18 protein-coding genes are annotated in these 18,755 nt (G+C 73.5%); 7 read left to right on the top strand and 11 right to left on the bottom strand.

The annotated features are described in order from the left end of the window. The first annotated feature begins 32 nt into the window (after positions 1–32). Positions 33–1,271 carry an ATP-binding protein gene (locus tag ITJ44_RS10820; protein WP_194635388.1) on the top strand — a complete coding sequence of 413 codons (1,239 nt, stop codon included), beginning with the start codon at positions 33–35 and terminating at the stop codon, positions 1,269–1,271. A 25-nt stretch (positions 1,272–1,296) separates the two neighbouring features. On the opposite strand, the gene ITJ44_RS10815 is transcribed toward ITJ44_RS10820, so the two are convergent. Beyond that, positions 1,297–2,280, bottom strand: a complete 984-nt coding sequence (locus tag ITJ44_RS10815; RefSeq protein WP_194635386.1) for an NUDIX domain-containing protein — start codon at positions 2,278–2,280, stop codon at positions 1,297–1,299. A 163-nt stretch (positions 2,281–2,443) separates the two neighbouring features. Here ITJ44_RS10815 and ITJ44_RS10810 point away from each other — a divergent pair, with 163 nt between their 5' ends. Beyond that, complete coding sequence (locus ITJ44_RS10810) at positions 2,444–3,985, top strand: alpha-N-arabinofuranosidase (protein WP_194635384.1); 1,542 nt, start codon at positions 2,444–2,446, stop codon at positions 3,983–3,985. A gap of 142 nt (positions 3,986–4,127) precedes the next feature. Here ITJ44_RS10810 and ITJ44_RS10805 read toward each other — a convergent pair whose 3' ends face one another. Together ITJ44_RS10805 and ITJ44_RS10800 are read right to left on the bottom strand one after the other, a co-directional pair. Beyond that, on the bottom strand, positions 4,128–4,649 hold the full coding sequence (locus ITJ44_RS10805; protein ID WP_194635382.1) for a hypothetical protein: 522 nt from the start codon (positions 4,647–4,649) through the stop codon (positions 4,128–4,130). 170 nt (positions 4,650–4,819) lie between these two features. Further along, positions 4,820–5,167 (bottom strand): histone-like nucleoid-structuring protein Lsr2, encoded by a 348-nt coding sequence (locus ITJ44_RS10800; RefSeq protein WP_194635380.1) that lies wholly within the window; start codon positions 5,165–5,167, stop codon positions 4,820–4,822. A 99-nt stretch (positions 5,168–5,266) separates the two neighbouring features. On the opposite strand from ITJ44_RS10800, the gene ITJ44_RS10795 reads away from it, so the two are divergent. The 3 genes from ITJ44_RS10795 to ITJ44_RS10785 all read left to right on the top strand — a co-directional run bounded on the left by ITJ44_RS10795 (position 5,267) and on the right by ITJ44_RS10785 (position 8,791). Further along, positions 5,267–6,340 (top strand): GTP-binding protein, encoded by a 1,074-nt coding sequence (locus tag ITJ44_RS10795; protein ID WP_194635378.1) that lies wholly within the window; start codon positions 5,267–5,269, stop codon positions 6,338–6,340. 190 nt (positions 6,341–6,530) lie between these two features. Further along, positions 6,531–7,715, top strand: coding sequence for a glycosyltransferase (locus ITJ44_RS10790; protein WP_194635376.1), 1,185 nt, complete (start codon positions 6,531–6,533; stop codon positions 7,713–7,715). Between the two features lie 80 nt (positions 7,716–7,795). Then, positions 7,796–8,791 carry an NAD(P)/FAD-dependent oxidoreductase gene (locus tag ITJ44_RS10785; RefSeq protein ID WP_194635374.1) on the top strand — a complete coding sequence of 332 codons (996 nt, stop codon included), beginning with the start codon at positions 7,796–7,798 and terminating at the stop codon, positions 8,789–8,791. A 4-nt stretch (positions 8,792–8,795) separates the two neighbouring features. Here ITJ44_RS10785 and ITJ44_RS10780 read toward each other — a convergent pair whose 3' ends face one another. Continuing rightward, positions 8,796–9,416: a TetR/AcrR family transcriptional regulator gene (locus tag ITJ44_RS10780; RefSeq protein ID WP_194635372.1), complete on the bottom strand. Its 621-nt coding sequence runs from the start codon at positions 9,414–9,416 to the stop codon at positions 8,796–8,798. A 125-nt stretch (positions 9,417–9,541) separates the two neighbouring features. On the opposite strand from ITJ44_RS10780, the gene ITJ44_RS10775 reads away from it, so the two are divergent. Then, positions 9,542–10,201 carry an NAD(P)-dependent oxidoreductase gene (locus ITJ44_RS10775; RefSeq protein ID WP_370551677.1) on the top strand — a complete coding sequence of 220 codons (660 nt, stop codon included), beginning with the start codon at positions 9,542–9,544 and terminating at the stop codon, positions 10,199–10,201. Between the two features lie 79 nt (positions 10,202–10,280). Beyond that, positions 10,281–12,473 carry an AAA family ATPase gene (locus tag ITJ44_RS10770; RefSeq protein WP_194635368.1) on the top strand — a complete coding sequence of 731 codons (2,193 nt, stop codon included), beginning with the start codon at positions 10,281–10,283 and terminating at the stop codon, positions 12,471–12,473. A 39-nt stretch (positions 12,474–12,512) separates the two neighbouring features. Here ITJ44_RS10770 and ITJ44_RS10765 read toward each other — a convergent pair whose 3' ends face one another. The 7 genes from ITJ44_RS10765 to ITJ44_RS10735 form a co-directional block, all read right to left on the bottom strand. Further along, positions 12,513–13,157 (bottom strand): ATP-binding cassette domain-containing protein, encoded by a 645-nt coding sequence (locus ITJ44_RS10765; protein ID WP_194635365.1) that lies wholly within the window; start codon positions 13,155–13,157, stop codon positions 12,513–12,515. 22 nt (positions 13,158–13,179) lie between these two features. Then, positions 13,180–13,884: a hypothetical protein gene (locus ITJ44_RS10760; protein ID WP_194635364.1), complete on the bottom strand. Its 705-nt coding sequence runs from the start codon at positions 13,882–13,884 to the stop codon at positions 13,180–13,182. After that, a complete protein-coding gene (locus ITJ44_RS10755; RefSeq protein WP_194635362.1) occupies positions 13,881–14,657 on the bottom strand; it encodes a hypothetical protein in 777 nt (258 codons plus the stop codon). Before ITJ44_RS10755 ends, ITJ44_RS10760 begins: the two co-directional genes overlap by 4 nt. Next, the gene (locus ITJ44_RS10750) at positions 14,654–15,451 is read right to left on the bottom strand and encodes a hypothetical protein (RefSeq protein ID WP_194635360.1); all 798 of its coding nucleotides are present in this window, start codon (positions 15,449–15,451) and stop codon (positions 14,654–14,656) included. The genes ITJ44_RS10755 and ITJ44_RS10750 overlap by 4 nt, the downstream gene beginning before the upstream one ends. A 69-nt stretch (positions 15,452–15,520) precedes the next feature. Beyond that, on the bottom strand, positions 15,521–15,916 hold the full coding sequence (locus ITJ44_RS10745) for a hypothetical protein (protein ID WP_194635358.1): 396 nt from the start codon (positions 15,914–15,916) through the stop codon (positions 15,521–15,523). 209 nt (positions 15,917–16,125) lie between these two features. Beyond that, the gene (locus ITJ44_RS10740; RefSeq protein ID WP_194635356.1) at positions 16,126–18,309 is read right to left on the bottom strand and encodes an alpha-galactosidase; all 2,184 of its coding nucleotides are present in this window, start codon (positions 18,307–18,309) and stop codon (positions 16,126–16,128) included. A gap of 85 nt (positions 18,310–18,394) precedes the next feature. Then, positions 18,395–18,745 (bottom strand): hypothetical protein, encoded by a 351-nt coding sequence (locus ITJ44_RS10735; protein ID WP_194635355.1) that lies wholly within the window; start codon positions 18,743–18,745, stop codon positions 18,395–18,397. Between the last annotated feature and the right edge of the window lie 10 nt (positions 18,746–18,755).

The raw sequence follows: 18,755 nt of genomic DNA, 5'->3' as shown, positions 1-18,755 counted from the left end.
CAAGTCGCGTGAGCGCTGGTAATGTTACCAACATGCGCGACGCGACCGACAACCCGTTCAGCCCCGGCTCGGACACCGTCCCGGAGATCTGGGCGGGCCGCACCGAGCAGCTCAGCGACTGGCGGGACGTGGTCCGCCCCCGGCTCCTGCGCGGCCTCCCCGAGCGCGGGCGCACCGTGCTCGGCGAACCCGGGCTCGGCAAGTCCTCCCTCGTGCGGCGCATCGCGCAGACCGCCGCCCGTGAGGGGGACTGGGTCACGCCGCAGCTCCGGATCCCCCTCGGTGCCGATCCGCTGAAGCCGGTCGCCGCGGCCGTGCTGGAGCTCGCGCGCGTCGCTGGCCTGCCCTCCCTGCGCGAGAAGCGCATCAGGGAGGCCATCGGCCGGGTGGAGACGGTCGCGGCGGCCGGGCTGTCGCTGACCGTGCGGGGCTCCGAGCAGAGCGGCCCCGAGCCGTACACCGCGCTGACGGCGCTGCTCGTCGAGGTCGGCCGCGCGGCGATGCGGCACGACCGGGTCGCCCTCGTCCATGTCGACGAGGTGCAGAACATCACGGACGAGCGGACGCTCTCGCAGCTGCTGATCGCCCTCGGCGACGCCATCACGCACGAGGAGGAGGTCGCGATCCCCGGGGGTGCCCACGTGCGCCGGTCCCTGCCCATCGCGGTGTACCTCACGGGCCTGCCGGACTTCGAGGACCGGGCGGGCGCCCACAAGGGCGCGACCTTCGCCCGGCGCTTCCGCACGACCGTCCTGACCGCGATCGACGACGAGGACATCCGCGCCGCGTTGCAGGACTTCGTCGTGCCGGGCTGGCAGGTCGCGGACGGCTCGGGTCGCACCCGCCGCGTCCGCATGGACCAGGACGCCGCGGCCGCGATCGTCGACCTGTGCCGCGGGGAACCGTTCCTCTTCCAACTGGCGGGGGAGCGCGCCTGGTACGCCGGCTCCGGCACGACGATCACCCGCGACGAGGTCCACGCGGGCTGGCGAGGCGCGGAGCGCGAGGCGGCCGCGCACGTCGAGCGGATCCTCGAGAGGCTGCCCCCGCGGGAGCGGGCCTTCGTGGAGGCGATGGCGGCGCTGCCCGCCGAGGAGCGCACGCTCACCCGCATCGCGAAGGAGATGGGGCGGTCGAGGGCCACGGAAGTCGGCACCACGGCGCAGCGCCTGGACACCGTGCGCGGCATCATCGACCGGGGCACGTCCTACGGCTTCCGGCACCGCGCCATCGAGGCGCATCTGACCAGCGACTGGCCGCGGATAGGGTGACGAGTCGGCCCGGCACGGCGCGTCGTCAGCCTCCGAGCCACCCGCTGAGCCCCACCACCTCCGCCGCGATCTCCGCGACGCTCCGCCCGTCGGTCGCCACCCGATGCACCCCGGCCGGTGCCCCCGCCGCCAACCGCGGCGCCGCGGCCGCGCTCCGGCCGATCGCCTCCGCGAGCCCCGACCCGATCTCGCGTCCCGCCAGCCGGGCGGCCGCCGTCGCGTCGTCGGCCGTGAGCAGCACGCCGACCGCCTCGACCTCGCCACCGAGCGTCGCCGTGAGCCCGGGCAGCTCGAGCACGCTGACCGTGTTGGTGTAGATCACGCGGGTCCAGCCGGCCTCGCGGTAGTTGCGCCACATCGCCGCCAGGTTCCGCTCGGCCAGGGGGATCCCCTGCCGCCACGGCTCCGGGTGGGCCTGGTCGAGCCCGTCGCCCTCGATGAGCGCGTGGGCGACGTCGGCCGCTGTGAGGATCCGCGACACCTCCGCCGCCACCGTCGTCTTGCCGACGCCCGAGCGCCCGCCGAGGAAGAGGGCATGCGTGGGGACAGCCCGCGGTGCTCTCGCGGCGTCGTCCAGCACCCGGTCGATCCATTCGTGCCGGTCGAGAGCGTCCACCTCCGCCCGACGCGCCCATCGCACCTCGACGAGCTCGTCGTCGTCGAGCGACAGCTCGGCCGCGGGCAGCACGCACCGGTAGGCGACCGTCACGTACGCGACGCGATCGCCGTTCGGGTAGGTCGCCTCGAGCGCGGCGCCGCCGTACGCCCCGACGATCGCTCCGATCTCGGGCTCGACGCCGAGCTCCTCCCGCACCTCGCGCGCGAGCGCCTCGGCGGGATCCTCACCGGGCTCGACCGCGCCGCCGACGAGGCTCCACCGGTCCGTGTCGCGCTGCCGCGCCAGCAGGAACCGGTCGCCGTCCTGGACCACCGCGGTCACCGCAGGCAGGAGCAGGAGGTCGTGCCCGACGCGTGAGCGCAGGCGCCGGACGTGGTCGGATGCGGGCACCCCACGACGCTAGCGGCAGCCCGGCCGCCGCCCGCGTTGACACGTCCCCCGCGCCCCCGGGACAATGAGGGGACGTTGTTCTTACAACGTTGTAACGGCTCGGATCCACCCGGCACTGCCGGCGTCGATCGGCCCCGCTCCCGATGAAGTGAAGGACCACTCCATGACCGACGCCCCCTCGACGACCGACGCCTTCCCGTCGGCCGACGCCCGGATCGCCATCGACCGCACCGCGGTCGTCGCCCCCGTCAACCGCCGCACCTTCGGCTCGTTCGTCGAGCACCTCGGCCGCTGCGTCTACGACGGCATCTACGAGCCCGGCCACCCCACCGCGAACGCGGACGGCTTCCGGGGCGACGTCGTCGACCTCGTCAAGGAGCTCGGCACGAGCACGATCCGCTACCCCGGCGGCAACTTCGTCTCCGGCTACCGCTGGGAGGACGGCGTCGGCCCGCGTGCCGAGCGCCCGAAGCGCCTCGACCTCGCCTGGCACTCGCTCGAGACCAACGAGGTCGGCCTCGATGAGTTCGCGCGCTGGTGCGAGCTCACCGGCAGCGAGCTGATGATGGCCGTGAACCTCGGCACGCGCGGCGTGCTCGAGGCGCTCGACATCCTCGAGTACTCGAACCACCCCGGCGGCACCGCCCTCTCCGACCAGCGCATCGCCAACGGATCGCCCGAGCCGCACAACGTCAAGATGTGGTGCCTCGGCAACGAGATGGACGGCGACTGGCAGGTCGGCAACATGACCGCCGAGGACTACGGCACGCTCGCCGGCCGCACCGCCCGCGCCATGAAGATGGTCGACCCGACCCTCGAGCTCGTCGCGTGCGGCAGCAGCGGATCCGGCATGCCGACCTTCGGCGAGTGGGAGCGGACGGTGCTGGAGAAGACGTACGACTCGGTCGACTTCATCTCGGCCCACGCCTACTACCAGGAGCGCAAGGGCGACCTCGGCAGCTTCCTCGCCTCGTCGCTCGACATGGAGTACTTCATCCGCACGGTCGTCGCGTCGGCCGACCAGGTCAAGTACCGCCGCAAGAGCGACAAGACCATCAACATCTCGTTCGACGAGTGGAACGTCTGGTACCTCGACGAGCACCAGGAGTCGGGCGTCATCACCGAGGGCTGGCCCTACGCGCCGCACCTGCTCGAGGACGTCTACTCGGTGGCGGACGCGGTCGTGCTCGGCAATCTCATGATCACGCTGCTGAAGCACAGCGACCGCGTCACGTCGGCCAGCCTCGCGCAGCTCGTGAACGTGATCGCGCCGATCATGACGGAGACCGGCGGCGGCGCCTGGCGCCAGACCACGTTCTTCCCGTTCTCGGTCACGAGCCGGCTCGCGCAGGGCGAGGTGCTGAAGCCGCGGATCGACGTGGGCACGTACGAGACCGAGGTGCACGGCACCGCGCCGCTCGTCGACTCCGTCGTGACCTTCGACGAGGCCACCGGCCGCGCCGCGGTCTTCCTCGTGAACCGCAGCCTGGCGGACGCGCTCACCCTCGAGGTCGACGTCGCCGGGCTCGCGGTCTCCGAGGTGCTCGAGGCCGTGGGGATCCACGACGAGGACGTCTACGCGAAGAACACGTTCGACGACCGCGAGCGCGTGGGCCTCACGCCGAACGCGTCGGCGACGCTCGCCGACGGCACCCTCACGATCACGCTGCCGCCCGTGTCGTGGACGGCCGTGTCGCTCGGCTGATCCGCTCCCGCTCGTCCACGCGCCCGTCGCGCCGCACCCTCGGCCGGCGGGCGTCGTGCGTCGGGGTGGGCCGGCAGCGAGGCGCCCGAGGTGCCGACGCGGTCGCGCCAGCCCCTCGGGCGTCTCGGTGCCGTGGTGTGGATCAGCGGATCGGGATGGCTCCCGCGAACCGCGCCGTGGCGACGAGGGTCAGGACGTCGTCCGACTCGACCACGTGGTACGCCACGCTGCGCGTGCCCGCGGCGTCCTTCGTGACGACGGCGTTCGGGAACTCGGTGTTGAGCGACCAGTTGCCGGTGCCGTCGACGTCCACCTTCTCCGACACGGTGGTGATGCCCGCCGCGCCGCGGTCGCCGAACAGCGGGTCCTTGGTCACCTCGTACGTGACCACGACGGTCTGGCCGGGGACGCCGGTGCCGCTGAACGCGACGCACTTGGTCGTGCCGGCGCAGATCGAGCGCTGCGTGACGTGGACGGTGAGGGGAGCGGTGCCGTCATCAGGGCCGGTGAGGCGCTTCGGCGCCGGCAGCGCGAACCGCGCCTCCCGGTCCACGTGCGAACCGATGGAGACATGGATCCCGACGGTCGCAGCGTCTGCGGTCGTGGGCGTGGCGAGGCCGATGGACAGGGCGCCGGCGATGGCGGCTGCCGCCGTCGTTCGCATGATGATGTGCAATGTTCCTCCGTCGGATCGAGTGGATGCGGGATCGCGCGAGGAGCCGCGCGAACGGAGGTCAAGGGGGCGCTCGATCACGCGGCATGGCTCCTGCACAGAAGACGGTCGGCGCTCACGCATCGTCGCGCGCGGCTGCGGTCGGCGCCGCGCTCGGCGGATCAGCGCCCGTCGCGGCCGCGGTAGAGCGTCATCAGCGTGGCCGAGATGCGGCCGCCCGGGCCGAGCTTGTGGCCGTTCGCCTCGAGCCAGGCGCGGGCGGCGGCGCGCTCGCCGGTCGGTGCTGCGCCGGCGGGGCCGGCTGCGGGACGCGCGGGCTCGTCCTGGATCGGCGTGATCGTCGCGGTCGTGCGCCGCCCGGCGGCGACGTACGGCGCGAGCGCGGTGCGGAGGGCGCGGGCGCCGGCGGGATCGAGGTCGATCTCGTGCACGATGCCGTCGAGGCCGAAGCGCACCGTCTCGCTCGTGGCGTCGCGCCTGTCGTCGCGCGGATCCACGTCGTCGGTCATGCCGTCTCCTCGGGCTCTCGATCCCCTCCGGAAGCCTAGGTCGCCGCGGCGACATCCCTCGCGGCGTTGATGAGAACGATTCTCTTCTAGGCTGGGCGGATGGATCCCCACCGCGATGCCCGTCCGTCCGTCACCCGCGGCGGGCTGGCCGTCACCCTCGTCTCCGCGAGCGACCTCGACGCCGCCGCGCGCGTCGCGGCGGCCGCCGTCGGCGCACCTCCGTCGGCCCCGCCCGCCGTGGTCGAGGCGCCGGGCGGCGACAGCGGCGACCTCGGCGCGGACATCGCCGACGGCCTCATCGCGGACGCCGACGACGGCCGCACCGGGCTCGCGGTCGTCGCGCTCGAGCCGGCCGCGGATCCGCTCGAGGTCGCGCTCGTGCTGGAGCACGTGGTCGAGGCGCGGCATCCCGGATCCACGCCCATCGGCATCCTCGACGTGGTCGCGGTCTCCTCCGTCGCCGAGATCCGCGAGCTGCTGCTCGACCCGGGCCACGCCGACGCGACGCCGTTCGACGCGGCCGAGCGGCTGGCCGGGCGGCTCGAGTGCGCGAGCGTCGTGGTGCTCGACGACCTGGATCCCGACCATCCCACCCCCGACGCCCGCCGCGCCGTCGCCCTGCTCGCGCACCTGGCCCCGGACGCCCGCGTCATCGCCACGGCCGACCGGCGCTCGCTCGTGCCGTCGCCCCTCCGCATCGGTCGGCAGCGGGCCAGGCGGCTCGCCGCGGGCATGGGCTGGCAGGTCGCGCTCGCGGGCGAGGCCGCCCCCACGTCCGCCGACGGGATGGGCGTGCACGTCTTCCGCGACCCGCGCCCGTTCCACCCCGGCCGCCTGCACACGGCCGTCGCGCACGACCTCGTGCCCGGCCCGGTCGGCCGGATCGTGCGCTCCCGCGGGCTGGTGCGCCTCGCGACCCGGCCCGCGACCGTCGGATCCTGGGCGACCGCGGGCGACGTGCTGAGCCTCGACCCCACCGCCATGCGCAGCTGGGACGCCGACTCGCCCGCCGGCCAGGAGATCGCGTTCGTGGGCGAGCACCTCGACGGCGCCCTGCTCGACCGGATCCTCGGCGCCTGCCTCCTCGGGGCCGACGAGCTCGTGGCGGGACCGGATGCGTGGCACGGCTACGCGGATCCGTTCCCCGTGTGGGACACCGAGCACCGGCACTGACGAGGGGGCGGCCCGGTGGCGGGTCCGGCAGGCGGGCGGGCGGCGGGCGCGGCGCCTGGGGAGGGCCGCGGGCGACGTCGGGCGGCGCATGCGAGGGTCGACGTTCCGGCTCCGCGGCCGTCGTCCGCCGTCCGCCGGCTCCCGCGGGTCCGCCCGCTCCGCCCACCTCACGAGGAGCGCTGACGCCCTGATGCCCACGACCGAGGCGCCCCTGCGCATCCTCTTCTCCTTCGCCCGCGGCCGCGGCCACCTCGGCCCGATGCTGCCCCTCGCGCACGCGGCCCGGGCGGCCGGCCACGAGACCGCCGTCTGCGGCGCGCGGTCGGTCGTGCGCGACCAGACCGGCTTCGACCACCTGCACCCGCGCGAGGTGTCGACGATGCCGTCGACGGCCGACGCGTCCTGGCGGGAGGGGGGCACCGGGATCCTCACGCCCGTCACCTCATCCGGCTTGCTGGCGAACGTCGCGCCGTACTTCCTCGGCGACAGCGCCCGCGAGGCACGCGACGCCGTCGTCGGGATCGCCGCCGATTGGGCGGCGGACGTCGTGGTCTGCGACGGGCAGGACTTCGGGGCGATGGTCGCGGCGGAGCTCTCCGGGCTCCCGTGCGTCGTGGTCGAGGTGTTCGCGACCGCGTCCGACGCGTGGCTCGAGCGGCTCCGCGAGCCGATGCAGGCGTTCCGGGCGGAGGCCGGCCTGGCGCCGGATCCCGATCTGCACGGGGTGCACGGCGCCCTCACCGTGGTGCCGTTCCCGCCCGCGCTCCGGGCTGAGCGGACCCCCCGGGGCGCGACGACGCGCATGCGCTCCGACGCGCCGCAGCCGAGGAGCGACCACCCCGCCGCGGCCTGGCTCGCGGCGGGCGACGAGCCGCACCGCGTCTACGCGACGCTCGGCACCGTCTTCAACCGGGCGTCCGGCGACCTCCTGCCGCGGATCATCGCGGCGCTCGAGTCGCTCCCGGTGCGCGCCCTGGTCACCACGGGGCCCGAGATCGACCCGGCGGGGTTCCCGACGGGCAGCCCGCGCGTCCGCGTCGAGCGGTACGTGCCGCAGGACGGGGCGCTCGCCGCGGCCGACCTCGTCGTGACGCACGGGGGATCCGGCACCCTGACGCAGGCGCTCTCCCATGGCGTGCCGCTGCTCGTGCTGCCGCTCGGCGCCGACCACCTGCCGAACGGGGAGCGGGTGCGCGACCTCGGCGCCGGCGCGATGCTCGACGCCCGGGCCACGCCGGGGGAGCTCGCCGCGCGGATCCGGGACCTGCTCGGCGATGCGTCCGCGCGTGCGGCCGCCGCCGCCGTGGCCGACGAGATGCGCGCGCTGCCGTCGCCCGCCGACGTGGTGCGGCGCATCGAGGCGCTCGTGCGCTGAACCCCGACGCCCGGAGCCCGAGTCTTGCGCATGCCGCAAGGTGCCGTGCGCGAAGCGCCGGGAGCGTCGAGGGTGGATCCATGGACATCACGCAGCGCATCGAAGGTCAGCACGAGTGGGACGCGGTCGTCATCGGCGGCGGGGTCGCGGGGTCGAGCGCGGCGCTCATGCTCGCGCGGGCCCGCCGGAGCGTGCTCGTCGTGGACGCCGGCCAGCCCCGCAACGCGGTCGCCGCGCACATGCACGGCGTGCTCGGCCACGACGGGAAGCCGCCGCGGGAGCTCGTCGCCGAGGGCCGACGCGAGATCGAGGGCTACGGGGGCGTCGTGGTCGACGGGCGGGTGGAGGCGGTCGCGGCGCTCGACGGCCCGGCCGGCCCGCGCTTCCGCGTGGCGCTCGACGGAGGCGCAAAGGTCACGGCCCGCCGCGTGATCCTGGCGACGGGCCTCGCCGACGTCCTGCCCGGGATCCCCGGCCTCGCCGCGCACTGGGGCGCGGGCGTCGTCGTCTGCCCGTACTGCGACGGCTACGAGGTGCGCGACCGCCGCATCGGCGTGCTCGCGACCGGACCCGGCAGCCTCCACCACGTGCAGATGCTCCGGCAGTGGTCGGCCGACGTCACCTTCCTCGTCGCGGGCGGCACGGCGGACGGTGCGCCCCTGGGGATCGACGCCGCGACCCGCACCGGGATCGATGCCCGCGGCATCCGCGTCGAGGAGGCCGCGGTCGTGCGCGTGCTCGGGGAGCGCGGCGCACTGGAGGGCGTGGAGCTCGCCGACGGCCGCACCCTCCCGCTCGACTCGCTCTTCGCGATGCCCGGCGTCGCGCCCCGCGACGGCCTGGCCCGCGCGCTCGGCGCCGCCACTGAGGACACGCCCTGGGGTCCGTTCGTCGCGGTGGATCCGATGGGCCGGACGAGCGTCCCCGGCCTCCTCGTCGCGGGCAACGCGGCCAGCGCGTCGGCGAACGTGCCGGTGGCGATGGCCGCCGGCACCATGGCGGGCGCGATGGCGAACGCGGACCTGGTGACGGAGGACGTCGCGATCGCGGTGGAGGGGATCCCCGCGCTCGCCTAGCGCGTCAGCGCCGGGTCACCGCCCGCGCGCCGAGCCGCGACTCGAGCATCGCGTCCATCGCCTCGCGCACGAGCACGTCCCCCTGCGCGCGCGTGATGCGCCGGGCGGCGACGAGCGCGGCGATGCCCTGCATCGTGGCGGCGAAGAGGAGCTTGAACCGCTCGCGGGCGTCGCCGTCGGGGTCGAGGTCCGCATCCGCATCCGCATCCGCCGGATCGCCCATCGCCTCGTCGAGCACCTGGAACAGGCGCGTCGACGCGTCGCGCACGGGCCCGGCGGCGGCGCTCGTCTTCGCCTGGAACATCAGCTCCATGAGCGCGGCGTCCTCGACGGCGAACTCGACGTACGCCGAGGCGACGCGCACGAAGCGGGCGTGCAGGGATCCGCGGCCGCCGAGCGCGGTGCGCACGTCCTCCGTGAGCCGCGTGAAGCCGCGCTCGGCGAGGGCGTCGAGCAGGGCCTGCCGGTCGATGAAGTGGCTCCGCGGGGCGCCGTGGCTCACGCCCGCCTGCCGCGCGAGCTCGCGGAGGGACAGGCCCTCGATCCCGTCCGCGCGGAGCATCGCCTCCGCCTGCTCGAGCAGCACGGCGCGGAGGTTCCCGTGGTGGAAGGGCCGCGTCGTCATGCCGGGATCCTATCGGACGAGTAGTCATTGACTATTTTATAGGCAGCGCCTACTTTGAGCGCGGGGCGCGGATGCGTCCCGCACATCGCGCCCTCCGGGACGCACCCGACGACAGGACCCCCCCCGTGGATCGACAGACCACCCTCCTCGTGCTCGGCGGTACCGGCCAGACCGGCCGGCACCTCATCCGGCTCGCCCTCGAGCAGGGGTTCCGGGTGCGCGCGCTCGCGCGGACGCCCGCGAAGCTCACCGCGACGCATCCCGACCTCGAGGTGATCCGCGGATCCATCACCGAGGAGCTCGACCTCGACGCGCTGGTGGCCGGCGCCGACCACGTCATCTCGATGCTGGGCGACGCGACCGCCCAGCGCACGCGCCCCGTGAACACCGAGTTCGTCCGCCGGCTCGTCCCCGCCATGCGCCGCAACGGCGTCGACCGGTTCCTCTACCAGGCGGGCGGCCTGAGCGCCGCGCCCGACCGGCCGCTCACCGCACCCCTCCGGCTCATCCGCGCCACCATCGCCCGCGGCTTCGAGGGGCAGCACCGGGACAACGAGGCGGTCATGCGGTACCTGGTCGACGAGGCCGGCGACGTGGGGTGGATGGTGCACCGCGCGGGCATCGGCGGCGACGGGCCGTCGAAGGGCGTGCTGCGCCGATCGTCGACGGCGTTCAGCATCGGCACGTTCGCGGACTGCGCGGCCTACGACCTGCGCCTCGTGATGGACCCGGCGGCCGTGCACACCAGCGACTTCAGCTCCTACCGGGCGGGGGCCGCGCCCTGAGGCGTCGGCCGGTGGCGCTGAGTCGGATCCGGCAGTAAACTTGAGCCCGCACGACTCAAGTACGACCGAAGGGAACGCAGTGGCCAACATGCAGGGCGCACCCGCCACCGACGAGAACGCGAAGACCGCGCTCGAGCAGTACGGGGTGAACCTGACCGAGATCGCGAAGAGCGGCAAGCTCGACCCGGTCATCGGACGCGACGCGGAGATCCGGCGCATCAGCCAGGTGCTCACGCGGCGCACCAAGAACAACCCGGTGCTCATCGGCGAGCCCGGCGTCGGCAAGACCGCCGTGGTCGAGGGCCTCGCCCAGCGCATCGTCGCGGGCGACGTGGCCGACTCGCTGAAGGGCAAGCAGCTGGTGTCGCTGGACCTCGCGGCGCTCGTCGCGGGCGCGAAGTACCGCGGCGAGTTCGAGGAGCGGCTGAAGGCGGTGCTCAAGGAGATCGACGACGCCGACGGCGAGATCATCACCTTCGTCGACGAGCTGCACACGCTCATGGGCGCGGGCGGCGGCGAGGGATCCGTGGCGGCGTCCAACATGCTCAAGCCCATGCTCGCGCGCGGCGAGCTGCGCCTCATCGGCGCCACCACGCTCGACGAGTACCGCCAGCACATCGAGAAGGACGCCGCGCTCGAGCGCCGCTTCCAGCAGGTCTACGTCGGCGAGCCGAGCGTCGAGGACACGGTCGCGATCCTCCGCGGGCTCAAGGGCCGGTACGAGGCGCACCACCAGGTGCCCATCACGGACGCGGCGCTCGTCGCGGCCGCCTCCCTCTCCAACCGCTACATCCCGGCCCGCCAGCTGCCGGACAAGGCCATCGACCTCATCGACGAGGCCGCGTCGCGGCTGCGGATGGAGATCGACTCGTCGCCCGTGGAGATCGACGAGCTGCGACGCGCGGTCGACCGCATGCGGCTCGAGGAGCTCGCGCTCAAGCGCGAGAAGGACGAGGCGTCGAAGGCACGGCTGGCGAAGCTGCGCGAGGACGTCCAGGCGCGCGAGCAGACCCTCGGCGAGCTGCAGCGGCGCTGGGAGGCGGAGCGCGCGAGCGTCAACCGCGTCGGCAAGCTGAAGGACGAGCTCAACGAGCTGCGGATCCGCGCCGAGCGGGCACAGCGCGAGGGGAACCTCGAGAAGGCGTCGCGGCTGCTGTACGGCGAGATCCCCGTGATCGAGCGGGAGGTCGCGCAGGCGGAGGCCGCGGAGTCGGTGCCGTCGGACGAGGACCGCATGGTGAACGAGCAGGTGACCGCCGAGGACGTGGCGGCGGTCGTCGCGGCCTGGACGGGGATCCCCGTGGGCCGGCTGCTCCAGGGCGAGACCGAGAAGCTGCTGCACCTCGAGCAGGAGCTCGGCAAGCGCCTCATCGGGCAGAAGCCGGCCGTGCGGGCCGTCGCGGACGCGGTGCGCCGCACGCGCGCCGGCATCTCGGATCCCGACCGGCCGACCGGGTCCTTCCTCTTCCTCGGGCCCACGGGCGTCGGCAAGACGGAGCTCGCGAAGGCGCTCGCCGAGTTCCTGTTCGACGACGAGAAGGCGATGGTGCGCATCGACATGAGCGAGTACGGCGAGAAGTTCGCCGTCTCGCGGCTGGTGGGCGCGCCTCCCGGGTACGTCGGCTACGAGCAGGGCGGCCAGCTCACCGAGGCCGTGCGGCGTCGCCCGTACTCCGTGGTGCTGCTGGACGAGGTCGAGAAGGCGCACCCCGAGGTGTTCGACGTGCTGCTGCAGGTGCTCGACGACGGCCGGCTCACCGACGGGCAGGGCCGCACGGTCGACTTCCGCAACGTGATCCTCGTGCTCACCAGCAACCTCGGCTCGCAGTTCATCAGCGACCAGACGCTGCCGCTGGACCAGCGCGAGCAGGCCGTGCAGCAGCTCGTGCGCCAGACCTTCAAGCCGGAGTTCGTGAACCGGCTCGACGACATCGTGGTGTTCCAGACGCTGTCGATGGACGATCTCGCGCAGATCGTGGAGCTCTACATCGACCGCCTCGGCGTGCGGCTCGCGGATCGTCGGCTCTCGCTCGGCGTCACGCCGGATGCGCGCCGCTGGCTCGCCGAGCGCGGCCACGACCCGCTGTACGGCGCCCGGCCGCTGCGCCGCCTCATGCAGCGCGAGATCGACGACCGCCTCGCGCGGGAGCTGCTCGCGGGCGACATCCGCGACGGCGACGCGGTGCGGGTCGACCTCGCGCCCGACGGCGACGGCCTCACGGTCAGCCGCGCGTGGAGCGACGAGCCGGGGGATGCGGCGCCCGGCGCCTGATCCGGATGCGGCCCGCCGCGCGCTCCTGATGCTCCGGCGTCAGGGGCGCGTCGTGTTCCGGATCCGTCCTCCGGTGATCTCGAGCACCTCGTGGCTGAGCGCGTCGATGTGCTCGCGCTCGTGGCTGGTGAACAGGATCGTCGTGCCGAGGCCCTGCTGCCGACGCAGCTCCGCGGTGAGGCGCTCGACGCTCTCGGCGTCGAGGGCGTTGAACGGCTCGTCGAGCAGCAGCACCTCCGGACGTTCCATGAGCGCCTGCACGAGCGACAGCTTCTGCTTCATGCCCAGGGAGTAGCTGCGGACGCGGGTGCGGGAATCCGGGTCGAGCCCCATCGCGCGCATGGCATCGCGCACCTCGTCCACGGTGATCCGCTTCCGGATCGCCGCGAGCTCCGTCAGGTTCTGCAGCCCCGTGCGGTGCGCGAGGTACGCCGGGCCGTCGATGATCGCGCCGAACCGGTCCGGGAAGGTGCGGCCGGGCGAGAGGAGGTCGGGATCGATGTCGATGACGCCCGAGTCGGGGCGCATGAAGCCGCAGATCAGCTTGAACAGGACGGACTTGCCGCAGCCGTTGGGCCCGACGAGGCCGTAGGTGCGGCCGCGTTCCAGGGCGAGGTCCACGCCCTGGAACAGCGTGTTCCCGCGAAAGACCTTCGTGACGCCGGTGAGGGTGATGATCGGCATGGTTCTCCTTGTCGGTCGGGGATCAGGCGGGGCGGGTGAAGCTGACGAGCGCGGTGAGGGCGAGCCCGAGGATCGCGACCGCGAGGCCGAGCGTGGCGGTGCCGTCGCCGACCTCGGGCCACCCGCCGCGGGTCACGGCGAGGTCGGCGAGCTGGACGGGCAGCCACGTCCGCGACTCGAGCTGCAGCGCTCCGCCGGTGACGATGACGCCGACCGTCAGGAGCCCGGCGGCCGGACCGCGCGCGAGCCAGGTGACGATGAGGACGAGGGCCGAGTAGATCCCGAGCTGGAGCAGGCCCCCGAGGAGGTACTGCCAGGCGAGGAGGACGAGGCGATCCGGGTCGGGGAGCACGGGCCCGGATCCGGTGAGGACGGCGGACCCGAGGCCGAGCGCGGCGACGACCGCGAGGTACAGGACGGCCGCGACGGCGTGGCGCCGGGTGCGCGCCGCGGCCCACCGCGTGGCCGAGCCGTACCGCAGGAGCCGTTGGAGCAGCATGCCGCGCGCCTCGTGGGACTCCCGCAGCTGCAGGACGAACGCGAAGCCGCCGTAGACGATGAGGCCGCCGAGGAGGTGGAGGATCGTGCCGTCGCCGGAGAGGGCGGACGCGAGACGGTCGACGGCGGTCGTCGGCACGTCGTCCACCAGGAGCGGATCGGCGGGCATCGCCAAGAGCCCGGCGAGGCACGCGCCCACCACGGCGACGAGCGCGATCCAGGCCCTCATCCCTTGCGCTGCCCGAGGAGCGCGGGACGCGAGCGGTGCGTGCGGTCCTTCGCGCGGACCGCGAGGAGGAGCGTGGCGCACGCGATCGTGACGGCCGCCCAGCTGCCGATCGCGGTGCCGGGGTCGGCCGTGACGGTCTGAGCGGTCGTGAGGTGGCTGAGGTTCAGAGGCGAGCTGGCGTCGACCACCCCTGCGGCGGAGAGGAGCGCGAGCATCCCGACCGCGACGGCGAAGACGATGTCGAGTCCTGGGATCGGGACGGCGATGTGCAGGGCGAGCGCGATGACCTGGGTCACGAGCAGGAGGGCGGTTGCGAGCGCGATGGTGCCGAGCACGAGCGCCAGCCACGGCCACCCCGGCCGTTGCTGCGCAGCGCTGTAGCCCTCGATCCCCTGCGTGCCGTCGTCGGCGAAGGGCAGTCCGAGCGCGGTGACGTACATCGCCGCGAGGAGGAGCGGCACGATCGCGAGTGCCCAGGCCATGCCGTCGCGGCATGCGGCGAGGATCGCGTAGCGGTAGCTGCCGTGCCGGATGAGGCGGTCGGGCATCGCGTCGACGGGCGCCCGGATGACGAGCGCGACGAGCCAGGCGAGGAGCACGACGTTCGCGAGGAACCGGGTGTCCGTCACCTCATCGAGCATGAGCTTCGTCTGGGTGAGACGGACGCCGGTCGGGGAGGCCTGCTCGAATGAGCGCGTGTACGCGCCGGACGCGACGGCGAGAGCGGCCAGGATCAGTGCGGGGATGCTCGTGATCCGGTCGAGGAAGCTCACGAGAGCCGGCCGCCGAACGGGACCCGCCGGACGGCGATGACCGCCACCACGGCGACGGCGGCCGCGAGGACGAGGTGGGGGAGCACGACCTGCGCGTCGCCGGAGAAGGAGAGGCCGAACGGCACCGCGGAGAAGTAGAGGGCGAGAACGGGGTGTCCCAGGATCTCCGCGACGAACGTCTCGCCGAAGACGACCAGCATGGGGACAGCGAGCGCCAGGAATCGATTCCGGACGAGCAGGCAGGCGGTGATGCCCATGGCCGCGTACACCGCGCCGCAGAAGCCGAACCAGCTCGAGTAGACGAGACCGAACAGGAGGTCGCCGAAGCGCAGGACGGTGCCGAACGCCTCCCGTTGCTGGGTGTGCTCCACGGCCTGCTCCGGAGTGAGCATGTAACTCGCCGGATCGATCCCCGGGTCGCCGAGGAGAGGCCAGATGTGGAATGCCGTCACATAGGAGACGAAGGAGAAGAGGAAAGCGAGGGAGAAGCCGATCACCACCGCCATCCCATAGCGAGTGGCGAGAAGGAGCCGCGCGTCGCAGCGCGTCTGCTGCAGGCTGATGAAGCGATGTGCCAGCTCCGACGAGAATCTCACGCACGTGAGCAGCGTGACGATCAGCGGCATCAGGATGAGCGACGGCGAGAGCATGCCCGCCGCGAACACCCCGTAGCGGTCGACGACCCGGGAATGATCCATGCTGTGGAACACGGAGATCACTGCGAGAGCGGGCAGGAGCGACGCGCTGACGATCTGCGTGGGACCGACGGCTCGGTCGAGAGCGAGGCGCAGCATCTCACCCCACCTCCTTCTCGTGGCGTCGCGAGGAGCTGCGTAGCCCGCGATGGTGGGCTCCGCAGGTGATCAGTTGCTGGCCCAAGAGCCGATGGCCTCCACTCGGACGAAGTTGTACGGGGTGGCGTGGAGCTGGAGGTGCACGCGGGACCCTGCTGAGAAGGGGGAGTCGGGGAGAGCTCCCTGTCCCTGCGCGACCTCTTTGAGTTCCGCACCGCACGAGCCGTTCCCGCCATCGCAGATGCGCGCGTTCATGCGGTAGTCCCCACCGATCGTGTCGAAGGAGACGAAGCCCTGCCCTCCGGTCGAGGCCTTCGTCTGGGCGGCGGAATCCCAAGGCTGCTGGAATCGGGGGACGATGGCGTCGAAATGCGAGGAAGAGGTGCCGGCGTAGGCGGCACTTCCTGCTCCGACGAACAAGCAGAGGAGCGCGGCGGTGGACAGGGTTTTCGTGGTGATGCGCATGAGGATCCGTTTCTGCGATGAGGTGCGTGGCGGCGTTTCATGGCGACCACGAGGTCATCGGCAGCGTCATCGCGTGCGTGGATCATGCAGCGGTCCTGGTGCGGGAAGAGGCCTCGAGGTTCGTCACCGTCGCGTCAGGAGCGCCGGTGGCGCTGAAGGTAGCGAGAGCTCCGCGAGCACGGGCCGTTCCTCCACAGGCCGAATGCGGATCAGATCGCGGTGACCCGCAGGATCGCGATCGACTCGGGCAGCATCAGCGGCGCGTGCAGGCCCGAGGTCGCGAGCGCGCGGCCGGTCAGCTCGACGCCGTCCCACCAGGCCGGCGCCGCGAAGCCGGGCTCGGGGGTGCCGACGCGCACCGGCTCCACGCGGTAGCGGCGCGCGGGATCCAGGCCCGGCAGCAGGAAGCGGCCGCGCGGGGAGACCTCGGAGCGGCCGATCGACGCGAGGAAGAACAGCGCGGAGCCGGCGTCCGCGGCGACCGCGCCGTAGACCAGCAGGGTCGGGTCGCTCTCGTCCGCGCGGACGACCGTGCCCGTGTGCATCAGCGCGCGCTCCTCCTTGTAGAGGGCGATCCACTCGGCGAGGTCCGCGTTCTCCTCCTCGGTGGCCTGCGCGAGGTCCCACTCGATGCCGAGGTGGCCGAAGAGCGCCGAGCCCGCGCGGAACGCCAGGCGGTGCGCCCGACCGGTGGTGTGGCTCACGCCCGAGGCGATGTGGGAGCCCATCAGCTCCGGCGGGAGGAGCTGCATGGTCCAGCGCATCATCGTCTGGCGGTCGAGCGGGTCGATGCAGTCGGAGACCCACACGCGGTCGGTGCGCTCGAGCACGCCGAGGTCGACGCGGGATCCGCCGGACGAGCACGACTCGATCTCGAGGCCGGGGAAGCGCGCCTTGAGCTCGTCCATGAGGCGGTACGCCGCGAGCGTCTGCAGGTGCACGCCCGCCTCGCCGCGCGGCGCGATGCCGGCGTCGACGAGGTCGCGGTTGTGGTCCCACTTGATGTACGCGATGTCGTCCTCGGACAGGATCGCGGTCATCCGCTCGAGCACGTACGCGTACGCCTCGGGGATCGCGAGGTCGAGCACCTGCTGGTCGCGGGCGCGCACGGGGAGGCGGCCGCCCGTGGCCATGATCCACTCCGGGTGGGCGCGCGCGAGGTCGGAGTCCTCGTTCACCATCTCGGGCTCGAACCAGATGCCGAACTCCATGCCAAGGCCCGTGACGTGGTCGATGATCGGGCCGAGGCCGTCGGGCCACACGCCCTCGTCGACGTACCAGTCGCCGAGGCCGGCGTGGTCGTCACGGCGGTGGCGGAACCAGCCGTCGTCGAGCACGTAGCGCTCCACGCCGAGGGCCGCGGCGCGATCGGCGAGGTCCGTGAGGCGCGCGAGGTCGTGGTCGAAGTACACGGCCTCCCACACGTTGATCGTCATGGGCCGGTCGCGGCGCGGGTGCGTGTCGCGGGCGCGCAGGTGGCGGTGGAAGCGGGCGGCCTGGTCGTCGAGGCCGTGGCCGAACGCGGCGTAGACCCACGGGCTCGCGTACGCCTCGCCCTGCGCGAGCCGCACCTCGCCGGGCAGCAGCAGCTCGCCGCCGCCGATCACCTGGCGGCCGGTGGACAGGCGCTCCGCGTAGTGGCGGTGGTTGCCGCTGAACGCGACGTGCACGCCACGGACGTCGCCGTGCCGGAAGCCGAAGCCGGGCGTGCCGACCGACAGGAGGGTCGCCGCGTCGGGGCCGGTGCGGCCCTTGCGGCCCTCGCGCTCGTGGATCCCGACGACGAGCTCGCGGCGCTGCGGAGTGCGCTCGAGGCCCCAGCGTCCGGCGAAGTCGAGGATCTCGCGGGCCTCGGCCGGGAGCGGCAGCGCGAGCGTGACGCCGCCGACGGAGTAGATCCCCTCGCCGAGGTTGGTGACCTCGGCGCGCGTGCGCACGAGGCCGGACGCCAGCAGCTCGACGTCGAGCGCGAGGCCGAGGCCCGCGACCTCGTCGACGGCGTCGACGCGCACGAGCGCGGGGCCGACGGACGCGGATCCCGGGTGGCCGTCGACGCCCGCGGGGAGGGGATCGCCGTCGACGGCGGCGGCGGTCACGCGGAACAGCGGCGACCAGTCGGCGCCGTCGCGGTGGCCCTCGAGGCCGGGCTTCCCGGTCCACGACGTGTGGGCCTCGGGGAGGATCGCGAGGCGGATGGGGTCGTCGGCGACGCTGCCCGCGATCGGCTCGACGGCCGCGAGCGCCAGGGTCGCGAGGTCGGCCGCGGTCGTGTCGCCGAGGTCGGCGCCCCAGTGCACGACGGCCGGCAGGCGGCCCTCCGTGAGGTCGAGCACCAGCGAGACGCCGGACGCCCGGAGGTGGAGGAGGGCGGAGGGGACGGCGGTGTCGGGCATGGGGGCTCCTCGCGTCGATGCGGGTGGGATGCCTCCATCCTCCCGGGTCGGCGAGGGAGCGCGCGCCGGGGTGGCGGGCGTGCCGTCAGTCCAGGTCCTCGAGCCCGGGGACGGACGCGCCGTCCTGGCGGTCGGCGCTCACGCTCGTGCCCGACTGCGACTGGCGGGCGCGGACGGAGATCGCCCGGATCCGCTCGACGGCCTCCGGGTCGCGCAGCTCGTCCTCCGCGGGGCCGGCCGGCTCCACCACGATCTGGCTGGCCGGGCCGATGAGGATCCGGACCTCGCCCACGCCGCCCTCCGGCAGCCAGACGGGCACCGTCACGGTCGCCGCCGCCATGCCCTCCCGGGCGAGCGCCTGGGCGCACTCGACGACGGCCCGGGCGATGTCGTCGCCCGTCAGGTAGCGCCCGTCGGCGTAGTGGATGGTGTGCACGCTCCCAGTG

It is taken from the genome of Clavibacter sp. VKM Ac-2873 (genome assembly GCF_015351075.1).
Classification (GTDB): Bacteria; Actinomycetota; Actinomycetes; order Actinomycetales; family Microbacteriaceae; genus Clavibacter.
This window is presented reverse-complemented; position numbering and strand designations above follow the sequence as displayed.

What these genes read in the sequence shown, in the direction of transcription:
- ITJ44_RS10820 (WP_194635388.1), top strand. Translation starts at nt 33, where the DNA reads ATGCGCGACGCGACCGACAACCCGTTCAGCCCCGGCTCGGACACCGTC.
- ITJ44_RS10790 (WP_194635376.1), top strand. Translation starts at nt 6,531, where the DNA reads ATGCCCACGACCGAGGCGCCCCTGCGCATCCTCTTCTCCTTCGCCCGC.
- ITJ44_RS10780 (WP_194635372.1), bottom strand. Translation starts at nt 9,416, where the DNA reads ATGACGACGCGGCCCTTCCACCACGGGAACCTCCGCGCCGTGCTGCTC.
- ITJ44_RS10750 (WP_194635360.1), bottom strand. Translation starts at nt 15,451, where the DNA reads ATGCTGCGCCTCGCTCTCGACCGAGCCGTCGGTCCCACGCAGATCGTC.
- ITJ44_RS10760 (WP_194635364.1), bottom strand. Translation starts at nt 13,884, where the DNA reads ATGAGGGCCTGGATCGCGCTCGTCGCCGTGGTGGGCGCGTGCCTCGCC.
- ITJ44_RS10740 (WP_194635356.1), bottom strand. Translation starts at nt 18,309, where the DNA reads ATGCCCGACACCGCCGTCCCCTCCGCCCTCCTCCACCTCCGGGCGTCC.
- ITJ44_RS10810 (WP_194635384.1), top strand. Translation starts at nt 2,444, where the DNA reads ATGACCGACGCCCCCTCGACGACCGACGCCTTCCCGTCGGCCGACGCC.
- ITJ44_RS10745 (WP_194635358.1), bottom strand. Translation starts at nt 15,916, where the DNA reads ATGCGCATCACCACGAAAACCCTGTCCACCGCCGCGCTCCTCTGCTTG.
- ITJ44_RS10795 (WP_194635378.1), top strand. Translation starts at nt 5,267, where the DNA reads ATGGATCCCCACCGCGATGCCCGTCCGTCCGTCACCCGCGGCGGGCTG.
- ITJ44_RS10800 (WP_194635380.1), bottom strand. Translation starts at nt 5,167, where the DNA reads ATGACCGACGACGTGGATCCGCGCGACGACAGGCGCGACGCCACGAGC.
- ITJ44_RS10785 (WP_194635374.1), top strand. Translation starts at nt 7,796, where the DNA reads ATGGACATCACGCAGCGCATCGAAGGTCAGCACGAGTGGGACGCGGTC.
- ITJ44_RS10765 (WP_194635365.1), bottom strand. Translation starts at nt 13,157, where the DNA reads ATGCCGATCATCACCCTCACCGGCGTCACGAAGGTCTTTCGCGGGAAC.
- ITJ44_RS10805 (WP_194635382.1), bottom strand. Translation starts at nt 4,649, where the DNA reads ATGCGAACGACGGCGGCAGCCGCCATCGCCGGCGCCCTGTCCATCGGC.